The following is a 22699-nucleotide window of genomic DNA, read 5'->3' on the forward strand; positions in this document are numbered from 1 at the left end:
CCCTACCTGCATAACCCGTGAGTTAAAAATCGGGTGTAAAAAAAAGAGGATCATCAAATGGATGCAGCAGTAACGCACTATCTCAATCGTTACGGTATTTTAGACGCGACACGGCGCTTTCTGAGCAAACCGCAGAAAATGTTTATTGGCGGCGAGTGGGTTGACGGTAGCGAAGGGGAGGTCAGCGCCGTTATCGAGCCTTCCACCCAGGGCGTGCTGACCACGATCCCGCTGGCTACCGCGTCTGACCTCGACCGCGCCGTGGCGGCGGCTCGTCAACAGTTCGACCACGGTGAGTGGCGTCGTCTGAAACCGCTGGAACGCGAGCGTATGCTGCATCGCCTGGCGGATCTGATTGAAGCCAATGCTAGAGAACTTGCCGAGATCGAATCCATTGATATGGGGAAATCGGTGACCCAGGCGCGCGACGTGGATATCCAGGGCACCATCGACACTTTTCGCTACTTCGCGGGCTGGGCTTCAAAGCTGCATGGCCGCACGGTAGAACCTTCGCTGCCGGGCAATTATCTGGCGTATACCCGCAAAGAGCCGATCGGCGTAGTGGCCGCGATTGTGCCGTGGAACTTCCCCCTGCAAACCATGGCGTGGAAACTGGCGGCGGCGCTGGCGGTGGGCTGTACTGCGGTGATTAAACCCGCCGAACTGACCTCATTGTCGACCCTGCGTTTTGCTGAACTGGTCCAGGAAGCGGGTATTCCGGACGGCGTGGTGAATATCGTCACCGGATACGGCAGTGTGATAGGCGCAGCCATGACCGCGCATCCGGGGATCGACAAAGTGACCTTTACCGGTTCGACGCCTGTCGGGCGTTCCGTCGGGCAGACGGCAGTTGAGAACATCAAGCGCGTGACCCTGGAGCTGGGCGGAAAATCCCCGGTTCTGGTGCTGGAAGATGCCGATATCCCTGCCGCCGCACAGGCGGTTGCCAACGGGGTATTTTTTAACTCCGGGCAGGTCTGCGATGCCGGTACCCGCGCCTATATTCACCGCAGTATTTACGACCGCTTCCTGGCCGCGCTTGCAGACTATACCGCCACGCTGAAAATGGCCCCGGGCCTCGATCCGGAATGCTTTATTAGCCCGCTGGTCTCAGCCAAACAGCAGGACACGGTGCTGTCATACATTGACGCTGGCGTGCGCGAAGGGGCGACCGTTTACTATGGCGGACGTTCCCAGGACCGGGAGGGTTTCTTCGTCGAACCGACCATTTTTGCCCACTGCCGCAATGATATGCGCATTGTGCAGGAAGAGATTTTCGGCCCGGTGCTGGTCACCGCGCCGTTCGATACCGTCGAAGAGGCGGTTGAGCTTGCCAACGACTCGCCGTTTGGCCTGGCCGCCGCAATCTATTCGAACGATCTGGCCCGCGTGCATACCCTCATTCCCCAACTACATGCCGGTTCGGTGTATGTGAACGCCCACAGCACCATCGACCCGGCGCTGCCGTTCGGTGGTTTCAAGGAGTCCGGCTTTGGTAAAGATCTCGGCCCCGAGCAGCTTGACTACCTGATGGAAACCAAAACCGTGTGGATCACCTTGCCTTCATAGTCCGGGTTATCGGCCCTTCCGGTGCAGCGTCATGCTGCCCGGAAGCGGCCTGGTACGGCACAACGCACTGAGCTAACGAGCCGGCGACCGCCTGGCTTAATGAATTCTTATTGCTTCACCCTTCTCTACCCTGGGGGACACTATGCAACCAGAATCAACCGCAGTGAAAGGGACAAGCAGTGAACAAAGTCCAATAGAAGGACGCTCGATCGACTTTGTGCCAGAACAGGAACGCACCGATAAACTCTCCAGTCAGGGACCCTTCTGGTTTGTCGGCAATTTTACTTTTTTTACCATGACCATCGGCTTTGTTGGGCCGAGCGTCGGACTTGATGCGCTATGGACCACGATTGCGGGCACCCTGGGCATTATGTTCGGGACCTTGTTCATGGCTTTCCACGGATCGCAGGGACCGCACCTGGGGCTGCCGCAGATGATCCAGTCGCGTGCGCAGTTTGGCTATCGCGGCGTGGTGTTGGTATTACTCGCCACGCTGTTTGTGTTTGCCGGCTTCAATATCGTCAACCTGGTGCTGATGATGCAGGGGTTGAAAACGCTGTTCAGCTGGAACCCGTTCCAGGTCGCGCTGGCCGTGACGGTACCGGCGACCATTCTGGCTATCCTCGGCCACCACTGGATGCACAAAACCTTCAAATGGTCGTTGTTTTTATCGTTGCCGTTGTACGGTCTGGTGACGCTGGCGGTGCTGATGGGCTGGGTTCATGACGCTCCGGTCGTTGAAGGGGCGGCGAAGGCGGCGCCTTTGGGCTTTAACTGGACAGGCTTTGTTGCTCAGTTTGCGGCGGCCGCCAGTTACAACATCGCTTACGCCCCGTATGTGTCCGACTATTCGCGCTATCTGCCGAAAAATACCTCCAGCGGTAAATTGATCGCCGCAGTGTTCCTGGGGGCATCGCTGTCAGGAGCCTGGATGATCTCGGTGGGCGGCTGGCTGGCATCTCATCTGCGCGCGACGGATGTGCTGGTGGCGCTCAATATGGTTGGCGCCAACTTTTCTCCTCATCTGGGAACTGCTGTTGTGGCCATCACTATCCTGGCGTTCCTGCCGGTGATTGCGATGAACATCTACAGCGCCAAACTGACCGCCATTACCAGCGTGGACTCCTTCAGGAAGATAGAGCCGACGACCAAAGCACGCATCGTGGCCATCATCTTTGTGGTGCTCCTGCAACTGGGTGTGGCGATGAGCATCTACAACTCCAGCTCGGGGTTGTCCGTGCTGAACATCTATCTGGTGGTGATGCTGTACTTCCTGGTGCCCTGGACGGCGGTCAACCTGACGGACTATTTCTTTGTGCGCAGAGGACGTTACGCCATCCCGCACTTTTTCCAGCCGCACGGCAACATTTATGGTCGTTGGGGCGCGCGTGGTTTGCTGTCCTACCTCGCGGGCTTTCTCGCGATGGTGCCGTTCTTCTGCATCTTCGACGGCGGTCGCGAGGTGTTTGTCGGGCCGATCGCCCGCGCAATGGGCAGCGTTGATCTGGCCTGGCTGGTGGGGCTTATTGCCTCCAGTATCGTCTACTACGTCTCCTGCCGTTCACTGAACCTGCATCATGAAGAAGCCGTGATTTCGCATATCGAATTACACATGCCGGAGTACACCACGGGTAATAAAGGTGTGCCTGTCGCAATTGTCCAGAACCAAAATGGAGCAAGATAATGATGTCTACTAAACAGTTCGACTACATCATCGTAGGGGCAGGATCGGCAGGTTGCGTGCTGGCAAACCGCCTGACTGAAGATCCGCGCGTGAACGTATTGGTTATCGAGTACGGCGGAAGCGATCGCAACATTATTATCCAGATGCCCAGCGCGTTTTCGATGCCGATGAACACCAAAAAATTTAACTGGCACTACGAAACCGAGCCGGAGCCGCATCTGGATGGGCGTCGTCTGCACTGTCCGCGCGGGAAAGTGCTGGGCGGTTCGTCATCGATCAACGGCCTGGTCTACATCCGGGGTCATGCTTACGACTTCGATGAATGGGAGTCGTTAGGGGCCAAAAACTGGGGTTATCGCAACTGTCTGCCCTATTTCCGTAAAGCTGAGAACTACAAATTTGGCGGCGATGATTATCGCGGTTCAGAAGGTCCGCTGAGCACCAACAACGGCAATAATATGCAGAACCCACTGTATGGCGCATGGGTTGAAGCCGGTGCACAGGCGGGCTACATCAAAACGGATGATACCAACGGCTATATGCAGGAAGGTTTTGGCGCGATGCACATGACGGTCAAGAATGGCGTGCGCTGGTCTACCGCAAATGCTTATCTGCGACCCGCCATGGCGCGACCTAACCTGACCGTCGTCACCAATGCGATGACGCGTAAGCTGGTACTGGCAGGTAAACGCGTTGTTGGCGTCGAATATGAGCAGGGGGGAGAAATTCACACCGTGCGCTGTACGCGAGAGGTGTTGATCTCTTCCGGTCCGATCGGTTCCCCTCACTTGTTGCAGCGCTCCGGTATCGGTCCGGCCGAGGTTCTGCGTAAGGCCGGTATCGAGGTGAAACACGATCTCCCCGGCGTGGGGGAAAACTTGCAGGATCACGCCGAGATTTATATCCAGTTCCAGTGCAAAGAACCGGTCTCGCTGAACAGCAAAATGGGACTGTTTTCGAAAGCGTTAATTGGCCTGCGCTGGCTGCTATTTAAAGATGGTCTGGGGGCGAGCAACCATTTCGAAGCAGGAGGATTCATCCGCTCAGAGAAGGGGCTGCGCTGGCCGGATATTCAGTTCCATTTTTTACCTGCGGCAATGCGCTACGATGGCGATAAACCGTTCAAGGGACACGGTTTTATGGTGCTGACCGGCCCGAACAAACCGAAGAGCCGTGGCTATGTGCGGGTACGTTCTGCCGATCCGTATGAGCATCCGGAAATTCGTTTTAACTACCTGGAGCGCGAAGAAGATCGTGAAGGCTTTCGCCGCTGCGTGCGCCTGACGCGTGAGATCATCGGTCAGCCCGCGATGGACAGTTTTCGTGGCGAGGAGCTGGCTCCTGGCCCGAAAGTGAACACGGACGAGGAGATCGACGCTTTTGTGCGTGCCAACATGGAAAGCACGATGCATCCGTGTGGCTCTTGCCGGATGGGGGAAGATCCGCTGGCGGTCGTCGATTCCGAACTGCGCGTGCATGGTCTGCAAGGGGTTCGCGTGATTGACTCTTCCGTGTTCCCAACGGAACCGAACGGTAACCTGAATGCGCCGACAATCATGCTGGCGGAACGTGCGGCGGATCTGGTTCGGGGTCGCACGATGCTCGCGCCGTCAGAGGTTGAGGTTGGCCTGGCAGACAAGTGGGAAACGCAGCAACGTACCCACGAACCTCGCCGTAAAGTGGCCGTCTGAACACGGTGTCGTAAAGCGTGTGGCGATGTTGATGGCCTCACTGAAAAGCCAGAAAACATCGCGCGGTTCAGCCGCATCTGACGCCACTGCGCGAACTGGGCGCAAAGGTGATGGTTTTCGCCAGGGTGAGCGGTTGTATTCATGGCGAACAGCAGACACCGGTGCGCTTCCCACAGGAGCGTTGGGCGGAGTACCCAACAGAGGGGGCGGCAGTGATTAGGGGCACTGCCGCCCGTTTTTTGGATATACCTTGGTATTGACGAGGAAGGATAAGAATTATTTTTTAGCAAAACTAAAGCTTGCTATGTTTGGTTAACCATGCGTTAATGACTGTGCGGTTTGATACAAAATTATCTGAAGTAGTCATTGTAATATTTCTCATCATGATTCCCTCTTGAGATTCCCTTTAGGTTTTTTTCTCTCTGATAAATTTTCTTTCGGACTATTTTGCCCAAGGGCTAACTCAATAAGGTAATAATTTATGTCTAATAAAATGACTGGTTTAGTAAAATGGTTTAATGCTGATAAGGGTTTTGGTTTTATCACCCCTAAAGATGGCAGCAAAGATGTATTCGTCCATTTTTCTGCAATTCAAAGTAATGATTTCCGGACGCTTAATGAAAATCAGGAAGTTGAATTTTCGGTAGAACAGGGCCCTAAAGGTCCAACGGCAGTCAATGTCGTGGCGCTCTAAGGTAGCTGATATTACTAACCATATTCACTTCCGGTGTCCATGTTGTCATGGTTCACAATACAGAACATCAACTTTTGATGTCACTGAAAGCAATCCCTTCGGCGCAAAATGTATTTTTTGCAAGTCGACAATGATGACATTCGATAATGTCGCGTTGTACGTCCGTTCCGGTCAGGCTCCATTAGATTTCAGAAAATAATGCATATTGGCTCCGCACTGGAGCCATATTTGATTTCAGTATGATAACAGATGGCCTGCAGAGGGCATCACGGTGGGGTTATGAAAAAAGTGATTGTATTTTTTAACACAGAACCTGCTGCTGTCGTTTCCGTCATGAGCGGTATCACGACAATATTACGTGAGTATCCCAACGGTGAGAAAACGCATTTGCCTATCATGTCTGCTGGATTTCCTTCCCTGACGGGCGATCATCAAGTCGTTCATGTTGCCTCCGATCGCGATATTAGCTCGGATGAAATACTGGATGCCGCGAAAAAGTTTCTTTAGCGAAACCGGACATCCCTTCCTCCTTCACTGCCGAGCCTTAAACTGTTTTGCCTAAAGAATGAGCATGGTCAGTTCTTGGGGTTATTGAATGTTTCAGTAGGATAGCTTATAAATATCTGTGCCTTACAGGCAAACTGAAATCATTAACCTTGCTGGCGCGTTGCTGCCTTTACAGACCAGAAGAGGTAAACAGTGAACATTGAAGACTTAAAAAGCAAAACAGAAGCGGATATATCGGAATTTATCACGAAGAAAATAGTAGAGCTGAAAAAGAAGACCGGGAAAGAGGTCTCTGATATTCAGTTTACCGCTCGTGAGAAGATGACCGGTCTTGAAAGTTATGACGTAAAAATTAAATTGATTTAATTCTGTTTTTTACTCTTCCATAGCACTACTTATATAAAACATCACTTTCATTTGAGGTGATGTTTTTTTGTTTTAGGCTGCATACGATTTGACCACCGCGTGATACGATGAAGCTCATTCATTGAAAGGTTAATCATCATGTCATTTTTCGATTACGCAATGAAATTCATTGGTGGTGCTTCTACAACTACCGTCACTTGCCCGGTGTGTGGCCTCAAGTCTTCCCAGTCCGCATCTAAAATTCGCCTGAAGCAGGCGATGCTTTGCCCCGGGTGTAAGGCCCTGTTTATTGCGCCGCGATCAGGCTCGTGATGCGGGTTAAATGACGCAAGACGGGATTTCAGAACCGGTATTTTAACAGGTGGGTGTTCCGAATTAACCGGGTGATTTTTTAGTCAGGGTGATTAGGGACAGTTTGACGATGGGAAATTAACGGGTGAAATGAGGTTCATTCCTGGATTATTCTTCGCATTCGAATTGATGGAGAGTGAAGACCGACAATATGAGAATCAATCAGCTTTGTTATAGTTTGCTGGCGCTTGCGTTGATAGCCAGTTTTTACGTTTCTCATTCGTTTTGGGTGTGGTTGTTACTGGTCAATCTATTCACTTTTCTGCTCTATGGCGCAGATAAATATGCAGCACGCAGCAACTGGCAGCGCGTACCGGAAAAGACGCTTCTGATCTTTGGCCTTGTGGGCGGTTGGCCTGGTGGTGCGATCGCGCAGCAGTTGTTTCGACATAAAACCCAGAAACAACCGTTCAAAACCTGGTTTATATTGAGTGTCGTTGCGAATGTGGTCGTGCTACTCGGTCTGGTGTATCAAAGCGAATTACTTGAACAAATAAGCGCACTGTGAGACTGGTGTCTGTTTCACGCTTAGAGACTAGTGGCTTCAGAACGGGCAGGCATGGCGGGCTGTGATCTTCTCCTGGCTAACGGGATGAACAAAATGCAACTCACTGGCGTGCAGCATCAGCCGTGGCGTCCGCTCGGTGCCCGGCAGTAGACGTCCGCCATACAGGTCGCAGCCCAAAATAGGGTGACCCAGCTGCTGACAGTGAATGCGTAGTTGATGGGTGCGCCCGGTCTCTGGGGTGAGCTGTACCCGCGTCACCGGCAGTAATGTCTGATCTTCCCGTTCGTGGTAAAAGCGCTCAATGACCCGATAGCGGGAGCGAGCGGGCTTGCCGTGGATTGCGCAAATCGACATCAGCGGGAACAGCGCGGGGTCTTTGGCAATCGCCGCGTCTATTACACCTTCATCGTCATCCAGATGTCCGCAAAGCAGTGCGCTGTACACTTTGGTCACTGTACGTTGACTAAACTGCTGGCAGAGTGCGGCATTGATAGCCTTATTGCGGGCAATCACCATCAGCCCGGACGTCCCGAAATCAAGGCGGTGGACCAGGGTGCAGCCGGGGAATAACTGTACCAGCCGATGATGTATCGAATCGATATTTTGCGGATTTTTCCCCGAGAGACTGAGCAACCCTGTGGGTTTATTGATAAGGACCAGATGATCGTCCTGATAGAGTATTTCTATCTGGTCATGGCACAGCGGGGCAATAAAGGAATCGAAAATCGTAGACATCAGGCTGCCCGGATGGAGAGTGAGGGCGGATAATAACGAATTTTTAGCTGACTGGCGAATCTTCAGTTTTATTGGGCGGGCTGACGGAGTATCGGTTTTGTCATGTGCCTTTATCCAGCTCAGCAGTGAGTTTTAGGATTTCATCCTGAATGTATTTTCGCCGCTGTTTAAACAAGAAACGGGAAGGGATAACCCTCTCAATCATGGTTGGTTTTCTGCTGACATATCGCGAGACTAGCTCTTTGATATCGTCCTCTGACCATTCGTCTATAACGGGAGTGGGGTTAAAAAGAAGGTTTGTCTGCAAGGCGGGAGCGACTTCCTCATCCAGAATCGTAAAGATCTCTTCCCGACTTAGCCCGGAGTCCTTCAGCACGTGTGCCATCCATCGGTAGTCATAGTCCTGAAGTTCACGCCAGGTGAAAAGTTCGGATAACGCATACCAGACAGGGGCGCGGGTAATCAGCTCGGCTTCGCTAAGATGCATAGATATTTTTCCCTGTGGTGAAACGTATCGGGTTCCAGTAAATGGAATACCGAACCGGGCGATAATTTAGCGGCTGAAATTATGCCGTGAAAGCAACGGGTTGTCTGATTCAGTGCAATTATAATAGCAGTGGATATCATCACGCCTAAGCATTTTACGTTCGAAGTAGCCTGATCGTGGGTTCTTTTTTACGCTGTTCGGGTTGGGGGTATCCATCGAAAGAATCTCTACAAGGCAGTCTACCGCATCACCGCGTTGTTATGTATAAGGCTTACACGAAATAAAACCCGCCGCCGGGCGGGTTTTATTGCGGCAATAAATCAAGGACTCCCCACTGCATATCAATAGCTCAGGGGGGGAACCAGAGTTCGGCTTACAGTTCGATCTTGCATGCCGTAATGAATTTTTTTACGGCATTTTTGGCAAACGATACAGATCCAGAGCCTGATGAGAGCTGATTTCCTTTACTGTCCATATCACCAATTAAAAAGTCTTTTTTGGAGGTTTGAGCCTGTAACTGCCTCAGGAGAGTCATAATTTTATCTTTTTCAGTGCTCGTAAGAGCTATTGACTCCGGGCTTCTTCTTATCAACGTCGTGTTCAATGCGACAGGCTGGTTATCATCAATCTTGATGAGCGTCTGAAAATTACTTGTTCCTGTGACAGCCGTATTTCTATCCGCTTCAACCTGACTGATCGCTAACTTTCCTTCAGAACAATCAAATACAACCGACTGATTTTCATTTGATATTTCGCCGATGAGTTCAGCTTTTTTGCCAGCAGAGAATATATCGTTCTCGACAACCGTTTTCCATGATGCCTGTGCAACGGGTAAGTATGTAAATGAAAATAAACTTATAAGCACTATTTTTCTTAACATTTAAGACGCCTTTTTTGGTTGTCTGGCGGTTCGTGTAACATGTTTCCGCAGTAGAATAGAGAGTGGTTCTGGTGTTGGGGCTTTCAGACCGGAGACATTCTAATAAATGTATTGGAAATTATTTTGCTTTTAAGTGGCTTACCGAAGCGGGTCGGTTGCTAACCAAACATCGTAGGACCAACGATAAACTCCAGGGTTATAACGGTGCTGGCTGTTACTACTCGTGGGATCTGTTTGTTCAGTTTTAATGTGTGGTGGTACGACGCTATGATCTGTTCCTTATTAAACCAGCATCCATAAGCCAACTCCATGTTGATGACGTTACGTTACAGATGCTTTTTAACGTCTTAACAGTTAAAAGGTATGATTCTGTGTATTGTTGAATCGGGATGTATTATTCAGGTTTGTGATGGATGACTTTGATTTAAAATATTTACTCCATAGATTGTTTTTGCTGGGTTATTAGTATGGTTTAGCGTTTACTAATTAGACGTAATGAAATTGTTCGCGCGTATCGCTAATAAACCCACCTACGTTGTGATTATTATCTTGATCTTCTTTCTGATTTAGCACTGTACTGAATTTGGGCCAGGGTCACAACAGGGGGGAATCGGGCATCAAGAACATTAAGTTGAGTGATATTTGACCGGGCTTGCTCTAATTACCTCCAGAACCCTCTGTAAGCAGTTGGTAAAAATTAAAGTGAAATGCCAATCGTTTTTAACTAATTAATGGAAAAAATTAATAGGCTGTAAAGAGGGAAATTTACATTCGATATTTCTGGACGAGTGAACAGTCGGTGAACACTTCACTCTCAACTATTCACCCTTTAATTTATTGTTTTACTTATATTTTTATACTGGGTGAACAGTAGTGAATAGTTATATGCAAAAAAACAAACAGAGAGAGGGGGGGGCCTGCAACCTTTCTCTGGCCAGCCGGATTTTTAAGGTCTGTTTGTACCAGTCCTGCCACATCTGCAACCAATCGTGTTGTTGTGCCGGGCGGCGCGGACTTATTCATAAGGGCGGGTGTCGGGTTAATAAACTATCAAAAAAAATGATGAAGCTAATCGAAAAATTTGATTGACAGGTTGAGAATTATGCATCTCGTTTTTTTTATAATAAAAAACATTATTTTCGTCTAAGTGTAAATATTTAATTTATTGATTTTAAACTCAGTATGGAAATAAGGCATGTGGGGGGCTATAAAATAAAATGATTATTAAATCATTGCATTTCGTGTCGATGTTAGCGTGTTATGTTCCTCTGGCATATTCTCAGGATTATTCAGGCACAACTATCAATAGCCAATTAACGCTGGATAGTGGAGATACTATTGTCTCGAGTGCTGTGATGGACCAAGGGCGTCTCACACTTAATGGTAATGCACAAAGCAATAATATTACCGTTTCATCTGGCGGTGCATTCGAAGTTAATAAAGACGCAACAGATGATCGCAGCACCATAAAACATGGAGCAATCCAGACTGTTGCTGGCCTTGCATCAAACACAAGAGTGGAAGGCGAGCAAACGGTTTCTGGAAGAACTGAGAATGTTACTGTAGATGGTGGCTACCAGAGCGTTTATGGTTCCGGTGTTTCGGAGGGAACCTCGTTGATAAATGGCGGAACGCAATACGTCATAGGGACTGTCAACAATACTAAAGTTGACTCCAGCACCCAACATATTCAAATCGGTGGGGCGGCTAAAGACACTTATCTTTCTGGTACAGGCATCCAAAACGTTGATGGTAAATCGGAGGGTTCTCATCTTCGGGATAATAGTTCAATCAACATTAATACTGGTGGAAAAGCAAGTAACATTAATGGTAACGATAATTCCGTTATTAATGTCAACTCTCACGGGACTGCAACAGACGTCTATCTCAGCGATAAAAGCACTATCCATATCGATGCAGATGGTGAAGCAAATAATATACAAACTTACGACAATAACATTGTTAATGTTAAATCTAACGGGAGTGCAACAGGCGTCTATCTCCGTAACCAAAGCTCTCTCAATATCGACTCGGGTGGGTCAGTAACTACAGGGGTAGCTTATGACAACAGTGTTATTAATATAAACAATGGCACCGTCACTGGTCTCCTGGCTTATGATAACGGAGCGGTTAACCTTAACTCGGGAAGTATTTCCGATTTTACTGTCTATGACGATGGCAAACTTAGCATCAACAGTGGTAGTGCCACAGATGGTCTTCTTTATAATAATGCCTCTGCCATTGTGGACAAAGGCGGTGTAATTAATGATGTGACGATGTATGACAACAGTACATTAGATGTCAAAACTGGGGGGCGTGTCTCAGATGTGGATATTAGGGATAATAGCATCTTATCTCTGAATGGCGGTTCTGTTGATGGTGCGAATTTTGATGGTGGCACATTTGACGCAAACGCTGGTGAAGTTGTAGGAAACTATTCGGTCAATAAGGGGAATATGAGACTAGGACGTGATGCGGATTCACAACAAGCAAACATAACAGTGGGTTCGCATGGCATTCTTCAACTCGCCAAGGATAACGCGAATGGTGCATATTCGCTCAATAATCTCCATTTGAGTAATGGAACGGTGTCATTTTATGACAAACCGATAAACAAAAACTATGGGTGGAATACGCTTCAAATAGGTGAACTGAGTGGTAATGGCCAATTTTACATGCACACCGACGTTTCCGCCCTTAAAGGCGATTTACTCAATGTAACTGGTCAAGCTTCTGGTTCATTTAACATTTTTGTTGAAGATACGGGCGTCAGTCCAACAACTGACCATAGCTTGGTACTGGTAAAAACCGCCAGTGGCAATGCCACCTTCGCGCTGGGGAATCAGGGTGGTGTGGTGGATCTGGGAACATGGGAATATACGCTGAAGGAGGAGACAAAGGGGTCATGGGCTCTCACGCCTGATTTAACATCAAACCCGAATCCGAATCCAGGCCCGAACCCGACACCGGATCCAAACCCGAATCCAGGCCCGAACCCGACACCGGATCCAAACCCGAATCCGGGCCCAAATCCGACGCCGGATCCAAACCCGAATCCAGGCCCGGGGTTACCACCTGAGCAGAAGCCAGTGGTCCCCCCACAGCCTGAAAATATTAAAAAGCGAATCACGCCTTCAACTGCTGCCGTCCTGAACATGGCTGCCGTTGAACCACTGGTTTTTGATGCAGAACTGGAAAGTGTTCGCGAGCGGCTGGATAACGACACGGCATTTAGCCGGGACGGCGCTGTCTGGGGTACATATTTGAATGCCCGTAACGATGCTTCAACGTCAGCAGGCGCAGGCTTTGATCAAACTCTCAATGGGATGACGCTGGGATTCGATCGTACCTTGCCGCTGGAAAACAGTGCGGTGACGACCGGTGGATTTTTCAGTTACTCCCACTCGAATGTCGGGTTTGATCGTGGTGGTAAAGGCGATGTGGACAGTTATTCACTCGGTGCCTATGCAGGCTGGCAGCATAACAATGGCCTGTATGTTGATGGTATTGTGAAAGTGAACCGCTTTGAAAATGATGTAAAAGGTCGTATGACCAGCGGTGGTGCAGCAAACGGCAACTACAGTGCCTATGGGGCAGGTGCTCACCTGGAAAGTGGGATGCGTTTGTCCAGTGGCAATCTTGCGGTTACGCCTTACGCTGCGTTCACGGGTTTCACCACCGACAGCAATGAGTACACGTTATCCAATGGAATGCGTGCCGACGTGGATAACACCCGTAGCTTACGTGCTGAAGCCGGTCTGAAGACGGACTACAGCGTTAAGCTGGATAACGGGGTTGAACTGCAGCCCTGGCTGAAAGCGTCGGTAAGACAGGAATACGCTGATAACAACGCGGTTAAGGTCAATAACGACGGGCACTTTGTGAACGATCAGTCCGGTACGCGCGGGGTGTATCAGGCCGGTATTCGGGCGAAGTTTACGGAAAATCTCAGCGGTCAACTTAGCGCCAGTTATGGAAACGGTGCCGGTGTTGAATCTCCGTGGAGTGCATCAGCAGGTATAAGCTGGTCCTTCTAAATGTGCTGGCTGACAGTGTTCAGCATCAACGAACACTGTCAGCCTATGCTAAACAGAGCAATCAGCGATCATTAAATTTGTACCCCCACCTATTAAATACACAGGTGGGACAAAACTGAGACACACAAAGCTTTGCTCTGGCTTGCAAGGCTTTGTGCTCTCCGACGCTGAGTGATGGGGCATATATGGGGCAAAGCACATAGCCTGCTCTACGGCGAACTACGATGCTTGATGTTTCAGTCAATTCTAACCGCCTGTTATCTAGTGTGATCTTGGGCGATCTTTGTTGTTTATGAAAAAAGCATGGTCTTATGAGATAGTTGCAGGTGATAAGTGGGGATTTAGTCACAGGGAGCCGCAGTCACGTCGTCTGCAAGAACGTCACTGCGGTTGGAGGGGTTAATTATCATTTCGGTCTGGATTGTTAGACAACCCAACCCCTACTTTTACCGCAGCGTATAACATGATACACAGAGCGGAAATTACTGCAAAAACCAATGAAAGGCTGGTTATCATAACGTTTCTTTATGTTCGATTGATCAATTTATCAGACTACTGAACAGGTAAAAAGTTCCTGAGAATTATTGTGATGGATATTCAAGACGGTATTAACTGCAACCCACCGTTGCAAGATGTAGAATGTGATCTGTTAATAGTTTCACCTCAGTAATTCCCCTGAGCTTCCCCGCTCAGAAAACAGGCATAAAAAAACCAGCCGTAACAGGCTGGTTCTTAGAGGATTTTGGGTCGGCACGAGAGGATTTGAACCTCCGCCCCCCGACACCCCATATTTGCGAGAAGTTAGGCCTGTACCAACGCTTCAGTTTCTGTGAGTGAGGTTTGATAGTGTTTTACTGCCTCAGCAAAGGCTTGCGCGGCATCTGCATTTGATGCCATATATTCTTCAGTTACCCCTGTTTGAGAATGGAAAGTAATATTTCCATAAATGCAAATAGGGATTTGGTAGTTGTCTTTAAATCGACGGTCTGGCGAGCCATTCTTATTCGTTTTCGCCCATGTATACCCATCTATGCTTGAGTCACTGGGAGCACCTTCTTCCTCATGGAATCTTCGATATTCTGAACTGATTTGTAATTCGCGTAAATCAATCAGAGCGAACGCCCCATCAGCTCGTGGTATGACTGCAACTCCAGGATAAAGCAAAATATCGTCGCCATTCACATTTTCAAACCGCATCGCGCGCCCTGTGAATTGAATGAGATCCGTTGAACTGAAATCAAAGGTAACTGGGTGACGATTAACAGAACGGGTTGCTAATGTTCTTTCGGCAAACTGATCTGTAGCTTTATCTGCAGTAATATCCCATTTTTTGACACTTGATTTTAACATATCAAATGCGCGGACCATCGCTGCATATGCGCGCCGTGATGTATCACTGCTCTCGAATGTTATGGCTATTTTTGTGTTGTCTTCCCAGGATACCAGGCGAGATATCTCAGCTTGGGTTAGGGGGAGTACTGTCTCAAGTTCTGCGATGCGTCGTTTGTAAAACCAACGGAATAGACTTGATTTGCGTCGAACCAGCTCGCTCTTTTGTTTTGATTCTTCAGCAAGAGCCTCTTGTAGATCTGCTTTTATCTCTGCCCTTTGTTCTCGCGCTTTAGCAATCAAATCTCGTAAAGGTAAAAGGGAGGTACTTGTCAGGACTTCTACCGAAGCGCTGGATATTTCATTCATGCCAGCCATTGGCATATATATTTTAGCGTTCGATGGTGTGTTACTTGGGGATGCCTCGGGCATTCCCAAATGAGGTTCTGTAGAGGCCGGATTTAATGGATTGGTAACTGAGTGCCCATCATCATAGGGCAGGGTAGGTGTAGTATAAGATAAGCCTGTGCTCGGTAGTCCGACGGTCGCTCTGACCCCTTTTTTTCCAACATTGACAGTTGCTCCAGGCACACCAATGCTTGCGCTTATTCCACGCTTGCCAATGTTGAGCCTAACGCCAGGAAACAGAGTAAAGGTTTGTCTGAAACGAAGAGACATAAAGTTATCCCTATGTAGTTTTGTTCACCAAAGTTCGAAATGTTTTTATATGAACATTGAGCTGATACAAAAGCTTATCCTTAGCTCATCTTCATACTGCCATGATACAGCGGTTTGCTTGCTGGTGAAGAAAAACGAAAAAGCCCGCATAATGGACTGACCCCATAAAGTTGGACAGTTCATGTTAAGCGGCTTTCAGGGCCTGGGTTCGGTATTCTACCGGACTCAGGCCTTTTAATTTCAGGCTTATCCGTTCGTTGTTGTAGTAATGGATATAGTCCTCTATCGCTTTCCTTAGTTCTTTGACACTGCTGAACTGACCCAGATAAAAACACTCCGATTTCAACGTACCGAAGAAGTTCTCCATCACCGCATTATCCAGGCAGTTTCCTTTGCGCGACATACTTTGCGTCATGCCCTGTGCCTTTAACCTGACCTGATAACCAGCCATTCGATAATGCCAGCCCTGATCCCGAGTGCAACAACGGGGTGTCCTTCTGGGCTGAGCTTCGAGAACGCATCGTGCAGCATCGTATAAACCATCTCCATCACCGGCCTTTCCGACAGGCTGTAGGAGATAATCTCCCGGTTAAACGAGATCGAGAACCCGGCGACAGGTACAGTTTTTTACCCTGCACCGAGAACTCTGTAACATCCGTAACCCATTTTTTCGTTGGCTTTTGAGGCACCGAAGTTCCCGACTCAGGATATTGGGCGCTGCCTTGCCCGCTTCCCCTTTCCAGGCTCGATATTTCTTCACCCTTATCAGAGACCGGAGCGACAACGCTGTCATCAGCCGCTGCACTGTTTTATGGTTTACCAGCACCCCCTGTTTCTCTCAGTGAGAGCGTGATCCTGCGGTAGCCATAGCGCCCTTTGTGATAGTGGTAAATCTCTCTGATTTTGTCTTTCAGCCCTGCATGCCTGTCCACTCGCTTCAGCGCATTCATATTGTGATACCACGTACTGCGGGACATATCCGCTGCACGCAGAAGGTCACTGAGCGCATACTCCAGCCTTAGCTCACTGATTATTGCGGCTTTCTGCCGTTTTTCTCGCTTTGAACTAAGGCCTTCAGCTTTTTTAGATAGGCATTCTCTGCTCGCAGGTAACGGAGTTCAGCCCGCAGTTTCTTCGGGAAGATAACTTTTCCAGTGCAGCATCGGTAAGTGGAAGTGTTTTTTTGGGGTTTTGTCATGTCCTTGCTCCGGCCAGGTTTTATGCTCAGAAGTCCTTTCTCACCTGCGTCTTTGTAGACATTCACCCAGTGCCGGACAACGGTTTCATTTGAGATATTAAACCGTGCGGCAGCTTCACGCATTGAAAAGTTCTTCATTGAGAACAGTCCTGGACAACAGCCATCCGGAACGCTGGAGAATGGCGGTTATTTTTCCAGGTTATGCCATCAATACCATGGAGTTGCCAGGCTCTTACCCAGCGTCGCACTGATGTTCTTTCAACACCAAAACGTTCAGCGGTACGATGTGTTCCATCGTTTCCGGCAAGGTAGTGATTGACTACAGCTATTCTGGTTTCGAGGGAATATTTTGGCTTTGCCATAAAAAACTGCACCTTACTCAGTTGGGTGTCCAACTTTTGGGGTACAGTCCATAAGCGGGCTTTTATGTCACTCGGGAGCCGCGGCTCCTTTGCGTATCCTTTTTTGTCCCCTCACCGTCTGGTCGGTGTCCTGCTGAGACTGCTAACTTCCTGTTATTGCTAGCGATGTCCTATCACTGTCCAGCTGGCGGAGTCTGAATTGGTGCTGTATTTATTTGAATTATATGATGTAAATTCTAATTCAACTTTGTGATGGTGCCTAATGTGGTGCCTAAAAATATTTTTACCTATTTTGCCCAGTAAAGAGATGGGTGTGGGAAGAAGGCTGACACAGATTAAGTTCTTGTTTCCCTCATAGTTCGTCTGGCTCTTAAAATGTCTACGGTAGTAATAAAAGGCGACTGTTCTTGCCAGCTAAACCCCTTACGATCGATGCGAACCAGTTCGTACTTTTCCACCAGAAAATTCACGGCATCGACTAAAGAGATACTGGCATCGATATGTTCCTTAATAACAGTTTCATCACTGAACGGCGTGTCGTTCAGTGTCAGGCCATAGTGCTGTTCCAGCAGGCGTGTCAGTAGCATTTGCCAGACAGCTACGGGCGACAGACAGGGCTTCGCCGCCCGCGAAATTGTAGCAGGTAGAGTTTTCATGCTTGCTCTCGTGAATTAGTTAGCGTTGAGTGAGATAAACAGCGATGTATACGTAGCCGCAACTACCAAGGGTATCGGCTTCGCAGGTGAAACCATTGTGGTACAGGTTGACGCAGTGGGCATGTCGGGGATTCAGTTCACCGGTGATCAGCATCAATTCCATCTGGCTGATAAAGTGCGGGAAAGTTTCATCCAGTTTCCGGCATTCGGCGTCACTGAACTTACCGATGATGCTGGCCCGGTCAGCCAGGTAATGCAGCCGGTTCCCCTCCTGCACAAGGCGGGCTCCCAGGCGCTGCGTGATATCCCGCTGCAGGCCCCATGTGGTGTTGCTCATTTATAACCTCTTTATTGTCAGTTCAGGGTGATACTCATCAGGCAGGCATACGGTCCGTTGTGGTCCTGGCGGCGTTGGGCGTATACCGCCAGCACACCGGGAATGTCAGGAACCACCTTACCGGTGTAATGACAGACACTGCCGTGCCACTGATATTTTCCGCTGCAGTAGCGAAAGATTCGGGACTCAGGATGCTGGCGGTATATCGTCATTGCCTGTCGTTTACTAATAATTTTCATGTAATACCTCACAGCAGACCGTGTTCTGCGAACGAATAGATTTGCCTGCCGCCGACAATCAGGTGGTCAGGGACACGGATATCCACCAGTTGAAGTACCTGAACCAGTCGCTGCGTGAGGGTTTTGTCAGCCTGGCTGGGCGTCGTCTCTCCGGAAGGATGGTTATGCGCCAGTATCACCGCCGCCGCGTTGAAGTACAGAGCACGTTTGACCACTTCCCGGGGATGGACCTCGGTGCGGTTAATCGTGCCGCTAAAGAGCGTCTCATGGGCGATAAGCTGGTTCTGGTTATCCAGATACAACACCCGGAACTCTTCCCGCTCAAGTGCGGCCATATGCAGCCGCAACCACTCTCGGACGGCATGAGTGGAGGTGAAAGCTACCCCAGGCTCATGCAGGTGCCGGTCCAGAGCCGTGAGCGCCCGCTGAATGAGACGCCGGTCCTGTGGCGTCATCTCGCCGGGTAAAAAGGAAAGCTGTTTCATCCGTTGTTCCTCCGTTCAGTCGATGATGCGCAGAATGGCGTGGGCTTCAGGATGCTGCAGGGCATAGTCCCGCAGGCGGTAATAGTGCGCGGTCATCGCGTCACACTCAGTACGGCAGGCATGATGGCTGTATTCAATCAGGGAGACAGCGATACCTGTGGCTTCCGCGCTCATTTCCGCACCATTGCCGTTCATGCTGTTGAACAGATGCCATTTATCGTCACTGTCAGCATCAGGGGCCATAAACGCTCCGCCATTGCTGAGTGTGTAAAAGGACCAGATACCGCCGCTGTACTCATCACAGAAGCGGTCCATCCAGGTGAAAATCCGTGGCTCCAGCGTTATCCACTGCGGAATGGAGCTGAAGTGCTGTGGCCAGAAGTTGATACGCTGTTCGTCGGGTACCAGCGTGGCACTGAGGGTGAACTGCGGTTCGTTAGCGGGAACAAACTCGTACTGTGTCTGTGTTGTCACAGGGTTTCTCCGTCAATAAAAAAACGCCAGCGGCGATGGCTGGCGTATGGGATGGGGTAATCAGGGTATGAAATGTATGCAGGTAAATGACTGCAGTCAGTCAGTCGGTGGATAATGCTCTGCAAATGCCATCCTGCCCGATATACCGGTTGAGGGCCGTACCGGCATCCGGTTCAAAGTTCCACGCCCGCCAGACCATCCGGCCTTCGGGGTCGCGAACCACCAGACGGAAGTGGCTGCCCTGGTCGTCTTCAATGGCGATGTTGTGATACCGGCGGGTAACAGCTTCGGCCTGCTGGCGAGTGAAAGGTCCTGGTGGCAACATGTGAGATTCAGGCATTCGGTGTACCTTAAAAGCAAAATCCCCTGTCGCAAAAGCGACAGGGGACTGAAAGAGAGGAAGGAAAAATAGGATATGTTTCGTGTCGTAACGATAACCCTACTGCTTAGCTGCCTGTTTTGCTTTTTCCCAGGATGGTCGGTTTGGGCCAGTGAACTCTTTCACATCTGACCAGTACCCGATCGGATATTGTATTACCGTTTCGTTGCCAACGCCGATGTCAACAGACAGATATTGACCACCTTTAATGGAGCCTTTGCGCACCCAGGCATTTGGACTACAGGTTCCAGTATCTCGCTGTTGCCAGGAACGGTCATCCTTGTCAATGATGTAAAAATCACCTAATGAACACCCACTTGCAGATTTGTGATTTAACACGGCGGCCACGTGTTTGGTATTACCAACAATCACACAACTGTTATGTTTACCGCCGCACATGTTCCACAGAGTGTCACCGTTACCCCCGGTAAATTCCCAGATGGTATTCGCTGGTGGTGCATCATTGGACGTGGTAGTGGCGGTTGGCGTGTGTGCTGGTTCCGCAGTCCCATTGACTAATGCACGTAATACTTTCAGCTCACCATCACTTGGGGTATTAACCCACTGCCCATCTTTACCGTTGCTGTAGAAGCCCACGAAGTTATGGAGGTCAGGCTGGTACAAGAATGTCAGATTGTGGTTACCACAGTTACCGTCTTCACACATAAAACCTTTCAGGTAGACTTTACCGTCAATTTTTACTGGTTCCATCGGACCCGCTGGACCATTCATCTCGTCGAGCATCGCCGGTAAACCATTCTGATTCATGGTCTCATCAAACGACTTTTTGTACGCCGGGTCGGTTTTGTACAGGTCGAAAGGATATGGGCAGGTATTGTTTTCTGACTGACAGTTCCTGGCTTCTACCGCCGTTTTGGCGGTTGCCTGGGCTGCAGTCGGGGCCATCAGTGCGACAGACAATGCCAACCAATTCCATTTCACATTTGCAGAGAAAAATTTTCTTTTCATTATAAGACTCCTTATAAAGCCCCTGATGCGTCAGGGGCTGTGGGCGTATGCTGGCGTATGGCGCTCTGAACTAGCACCGAAGCTAGTGGGGTGGCGGAGACCGGTTGCCACTCCGTCATTCCCTGTCGCCAAACCAGAGTGGCGGCAGTCAGTTCACCGTGAACAATCAGGCCGGTGATGTCGTCTTCGGTCACATTGTCGTGACGTACGCCATTTATCTCGTAATGCCAGGTCATTGTTTTTTCTTGTTAACAGAGGTCATTAAACCAAAGCTCATCCCGATCCCCCGTTATCGGCAGTCTGTGACAAAACTTCACGGATACAGCTGAAGTGAGGAAGTGCCCGGATAAAGCCTGCCTGAGTGGTTAACAGGCTGAGACGTTTTCGCGGGGTAAAAGTGGTGTTCAGGATTGTCACTGCATGGATGGTCGCCAGAGGATGCACGGTTATATGCCCGTTCAGTTCACCAGTGAGGTACCAGCAGCCGTCGAGAAATATCAGACGGTACGGGGCCAGTCCGTCACAACGTTCACCATCCGCGAGCAGCAATACACGCTGGCTGCCGGTGATGGCGCTGACCAGCCGATAAAATACCAGCGGGCTGGTGGCCGTTATCGGCTGTGGTGACTGCCACACCAGGCAGGGGGTTCCATCCGATCCCAGCAGTGCGCCCGCCAGACGCCTGTCCAGCCCCGGAAAGATATCGGCCAGCCCGGCCCGGTATGCAAAAGTCAGCACATCCAGTTCACCCTGCGGACCTGCACCGGTCCGCAGGCGATAGCATCCCTGATGACATTCGAGGTCCAGATACATCAGTCGTTCGCGAAAATCCCGGTACAGGGTACGGACTGACACATCAAACTCGGTCGCCAGTTTTTGCATCTCTAACGTTTCACCCGCCACAAGACGGCTGATAATCAGCGACAGCCTGACCGCCAGCCTGTCGTAGCGGCGCTCTGTCAGTGGCATGGAGGTTCCTCCGCATTGTTAACTGACTGAAAGAAATTAGATTCTAAAGGATAGGGTTGACAGGATATGTCCACGACGGGAATTAATTTGGGAAGCGCATGAAGCCCGTGATTATCAGACCTGCGCGGATTTCTGATTATTTAACCGGCAAGTTCTGTATACCCGAAATGACAGGGGGTGTCATTTATTCACATTTTAATAACCATGCCAGAGGTAAAATGTGAACTCACGCAGGTCGGAAACCACTGAGCATGGCTTCCGCCATCATCCACAGTGCCCGGTTAAGCTTCACATCACCGTCAATGCCGCGCACCGCACGGGTATGCGTTCGTCCGCCTTTCGCACTCCGGCCACTAAGCCCGCCTTTAATCAGGTTCTCCTGAATACGCTGATAGGTAGTCCACAAGTCGTTGCTCTCATCCTGCCAGCGACGTGAGGAGAGGATCTGCGACTCAGTAACCGGTTGGTGGTCTTCACCAAAGCGGTATGTGAGCGCAGCTTTTGCCAGTGCCTGCTGCGCCGGTGGTGGCAACAGCAACGACTGCATCGCATCCCGCTTTTCTTCCACTCGGTCAAAAATTCCCAGTACCTCATACGCTCCTTCTATTACCTGGCTTACCACGTCCCCCTTGTGCGGCACCCGTACCTCGCCAAACGACTCGCCGCAGACAAGACCATTCTGACAAACCGCACGAAATAGTCCCGGCAGCATCTGATACGAACTGGTGCCATCGTGAGAGTTGAGCAGGATAATTTCAGGTACCTGCTTACCGGTAATCTGCCCCTCACGCCGCAGACGCAGCATGTGCTTTGTGTGTTCGCGACGACCAGGGTCACGCACCCGGGTCTGACAGGCAAAGAACGGCTGAAAGCCCTCCCGTTGCAGGCTGTCGAGCAAGGAGATGGTGGGTATATAGGTGTAGCGTTCACTGCGAGATTCGTGTTTGTCCTCGCTGAATACGCTGGGTACCACGCGAAACAGCTCTTCATGGGTTAACGGACGATCACGACGGATAATATTTGCTGCGCCAAAGCGCGAAGCCAGACGGGTCATAAGCAGACTCCTCATAACGGGAAAAACAATAAAAGAAAACCCCGTCGCACAGGCGACAGGG

At 49.9% G+C, this 22699-nt stretch carries 25 protein-coding genes and 3 pseudogenes; 12 read left to right on the forward strand and 16 right to left on the reverse strand.

All coding sequences use genetic code 11. The features are described from left to right. Nucleotides 1-57: 57 nt before the first annotated feature. The 11 genes and pseudogenes from P2W74_RS05335 (at nt 58) to P2W74_RS05380 (ending at nt 7370) form a co-directional block, all read left to right on the forward strand. The gene (locus tag P2W74_RS05335) at nt 58-1569 is read left to right on the forward strand and encodes an aldehyde dehydrogenase family protein (RefSeq protein WP_276294199.1); all 1512 of its coding nucleotides are present in this window, start codon (nt 58-60) and stop codon (nt 1567-1569) included. A gap of 142 nt (nt 1570-1711) precedes the next feature. Continuing rightward, nucleotides 1712-3253, forward strand: coding sequence for a purine-cytosine permease family protein (locus P2W74_RS05340; protein WP_276294200.1), 1542 nt, complete (start codon nt 1712-1714; stop codon nt 3251-3253). Nucleotides 3254-3255: 2 nt separating this feature from the next. Then, nucleotides 3256-4944: a choline dehydrogenase gene (gene betA, locus P2W74_RS05345; protein WP_412767232.1), complete on the forward strand. Its 1689-nt coding sequence runs from the start codon at nt 3256-3258 to the stop codon at nt 4942-4944. A 62-nt stretch (nt 4945-5006) separates the two neighbouring features. Continuing rightward, nucleotides 5007-5201: pseudogene (locus P2W74_RS05350) on the forward strand (myo-inosose-2 dehydratase); the annotation flags it as partial. A 224-nt stretch (nt 5202-5425) separates the two neighbouring features. Next, complete coding sequence (gene cspG, locus P2W74_RS05355; RefSeq protein WP_192613158.1) at nt 5426-5638, forward strand: cold shock protein CspG; 213 nt, start codon at nt 5426-5428, stop codon at nt 5636-5638. A gap of 10 nt (nt 5639-5648) precedes the next feature. Further along, entirely contained in the window at nt 5649-5837 is a 189-nt protein-coding gene (ymcF, locus tag P2W74_RS05360) for a cold shock small protein YmcF (protein WP_192614395.1), read from the forward strand. Nucleotides 5838-5917: 80 nt separating this feature from the next. After that, a complete protein-coding gene (locus tag P2W74_RS05365) occupies nt 5918-6145 on the forward strand; it encodes a hypothetical protein (protein ID WP_276294202.1) in 228 nt (75 codons plus the stop codon). A 116-nt stretch (nt 6146-6261) separates the two neighbouring features. Continuing rightward, nucleotides 6262-6348 (forward strand): hypothetical protein, encoded by an 87-nt coding sequence (locus tag P2W74_RS23450; protein WP_407649584.1) that lies wholly within the window; start codon nt 6262-6264, stop codon nt 6346-6348. Continuing rightward, nucleotides 6338-6511, forward strand: a complete 174-nt coding sequence (locus tag P2W74_RS05370; protein WP_276294203.1) for a GnsA/GnsB family addiction module toxin — start codon at nt 6338-6340, stop codon at nt 6509-6511. The genes P2W74_RS23450 and P2W74_RS05370 overlap by 11 nt, the downstream gene beginning before the upstream one ends. Before the next feature lie 159 nt (nt 6512-6670). Beyond that, entirely contained in the window at nt 6671-6823 is a 153-nt protein-coding gene (locus tag P2W74_RS05375) for a YnfU family zinc-binding protein (protein ID WP_276295129.1), read from the forward strand. A 190-nt stretch (nt 6824-7013) separates the two neighbouring features. Then, a complete protein-coding gene (locus tag P2W74_RS05380) occupies nt 7014-7370 on the forward strand; it encodes a DUF1294 domain-containing protein (protein WP_276295130.1) in 357 nt (118 codons plus the stop codon). 36 nt (nt 7371-7406) lie between these two features. Here P2W74_RS05380 and P2W74_RS05385 read toward each other — a convergent pair whose 3' ends face one another. The 3 genes from P2W74_RS05385 to P2W74_RS05395 all read right to left on the reverse strand — a co-directional run bounded on the left by P2W74_RS05385 (nt 7407) and on the right by P2W74_RS05395 (nt 9472). Beyond that, a complete protein-coding gene (locus P2W74_RS05385) occupies nt 7407-8105 on the reverse strand; it encodes an RluA family pseudouridine synthase (protein ID WP_276294204.1) in 699 nt (232 codons plus the stop codon). Nucleotides 8106-8205: 100 nt separating this feature from the next. Next, the gene (locus tag P2W74_RS05390) at nt 8206-8592 is read right to left on the reverse strand and encodes a DUF7079 family protein (RefSeq protein WP_276294205.1); all 387 of its coding nucleotides are present in this window, start codon (nt 8590-8592) and stop codon (nt 8206-8208) included. Between the two features lie 373 nt (nt 8593-8965). Beyond that, nucleotides 8966-9472, reverse strand: a complete 507-nt coding sequence (locus P2W74_RS05395) for a hypothetical protein (RefSeq protein WP_276294206.1) — start codon at nt 9470-9472, stop codon at nt 8966-8968. Between the two features lie 1217 nt (nt 9473-10689). On the opposite strand from P2W74_RS05395, the gene P2W74_RS05400 reads away from it, so the two are divergent. Beyond that, nucleotides 10690-13509 carry an autotransporter outer membrane beta-barrel domain-containing protein gene (locus P2W74_RS05400; protein ID WP_276294207.1) on the forward strand — a complete coding sequence of 940 codons (2820 nt, stop codon included), beginning with the start codon at nt 10690-10692 and terminating at the stop codon, nt 13507-13509. 399 nt (nt 13510-13908) lie between these two features. Here the strand turns inward: P2W74_RS05400 and P2W74_RS23455 are convergent, their stop codons facing one another. The 13 genes and pseudogenes from P2W74_RS23455 to P2W74_RS05460 all read right to left on the reverse strand — a co-directional run bounded on the left by P2W74_RS23455 (nt 13909) and on the right by P2W74_RS05460 (nt 22638). Then, nucleotides 13909-14025, reverse strand: a complete 117-nt coding sequence (locus tag P2W74_RS23455) for a YnaM/YnfT family protein (RefSeq protein WP_412767216.1) — start codon at nt 14023-14025, stop codon at nt 13909-13911. A gap of 285 nt (nt 14026-14310) precedes the next feature. Next, complete coding sequence (locus P2W74_RS05405) at nt 14311-15516, reverse strand: DUF4236 domain-containing protein (RefSeq protein ID WP_276294208.1); 1206 nt, start codon at nt 15514-15516, stop codon at nt 14311-14313. A gap of 184 nt (nt 15517-15700) precedes the next feature. Then, a pseudogene (locus P2W74_RS05410) lies at nt 15701-17076 on the reverse strand (IS3 family transposase). A 335-nt stretch (nt 17077-17411) separates the two neighbouring features. Next, nucleotides 17412-17732, reverse strand: a complete 321-nt coding sequence (locus P2W74_RS05415; RefSeq protein ID WP_276294209.1) for a TA system toxin CbtA family protein — start codon at nt 17730-17732, stop codon at nt 17412-17414. A 19-nt stretch (nt 17733-17751) separates the two neighbouring features. Then, nucleotides 17752-18069, reverse strand: coding sequence for a type IV toxin-antitoxin system YeeU family antitoxin (locus P2W74_RS05420; RefSeq protein ID WP_276294210.1), 318 nt, complete (start codon nt 18067-18069; stop codon nt 17752-17754). A 17-nt stretch (nt 18070-18086) separates the two neighbouring features. Continuing rightward, nucleotides 18087-18308: a DUF987 domain-containing protein gene (locus tag P2W74_RS05425; protein ID WP_276294211.1), complete on the reverse strand. Its 222-nt coding sequence runs from the start codon at nt 18306-18308 to the stop codon at nt 18087-18089. An 8-nt stretch (nt 18309-18316) separates the two neighbouring features. Continuing rightward, a complete protein-coding gene (locus tag P2W74_RS05430; RefSeq protein ID WP_276294212.1) occupies nt 18317-18793 on the reverse strand; it encodes a JAB domain-containing protein in 477 nt (158 codons plus the stop codon). A gap of 15 nt (nt 18794-18808) precedes the next feature. Further along, on the reverse strand, nt 18809-19267 hold the full coding sequence (locus P2W74_RS05435) for an antirestriction protein (RefSeq protein ID WP_276294213.1): 459 nt from the start codon (nt 19265-19267) through the stop codon (nt 18809-18811). 100 nt (nt 19268-19367) lie between these two features. Then, nucleotides 19368-19607 carry a DUF905 domain-containing protein gene (locus P2W74_RS05440; RefSeq protein WP_276294214.1) on the reverse strand — a complete coding sequence of 80 codons (240 nt, stop codon included), beginning with the start codon at nt 19605-19607 and terminating at the stop codon, nt 19368-19370. Nucleotides 19608-19706: 99 nt separating this feature from the next. Further along, complete coding sequence (locus P2W74_RS05445; RefSeq protein ID WP_276294215.1) at nt 19707-20615, reverse strand: Ivy family c-type lysozyme inhibitor; 909 nt, start codon at nt 20613-20615, stop codon at nt 19707-19709. 62 nt (nt 20616-20677) lie between these two features. Beyond that, nucleotides 20678-20851 (reverse strand): annotated as a pseudogene (locus tag P2W74_RS05450) (DUF4339 domain-containing protein); the annotation flags it as partial. Between the two features lie 37 nt (nt 20852-20888). After that, nucleotides 20889-21584: a transcriptional regulator gene (locus tag P2W74_RS05455; RefSeq protein WP_276294216.1), complete on the reverse strand. Its 696-nt coding sequence runs from the start codon at nt 21582-21584 to the stop codon at nt 20889-20891. 226 nt (nt 21585-21810) lie between these two features. Then, on the reverse strand, nt 21811-22638 hold the full coding sequence (locus P2W74_RS05460) for a DUF932 domain-containing protein (RefSeq protein ID WP_276294217.1): 828 nt from the start codon (nt 22636-22638) through the stop codon (nt 21811-21813). Between the last annotated feature and the right edge of the window lie 61 nt (nt 22639-22699).

Source organism: Citrobacter enshiensis, from assembly GCF_029338175.1.
Classification (GTDB): domain Bacteria; phylum Pseudomonadota; class Gammaproteobacteria; order Enterobacterales; family Enterobacteriaceae; genus Citrobacter_D; species Citrobacter_D enshiensis.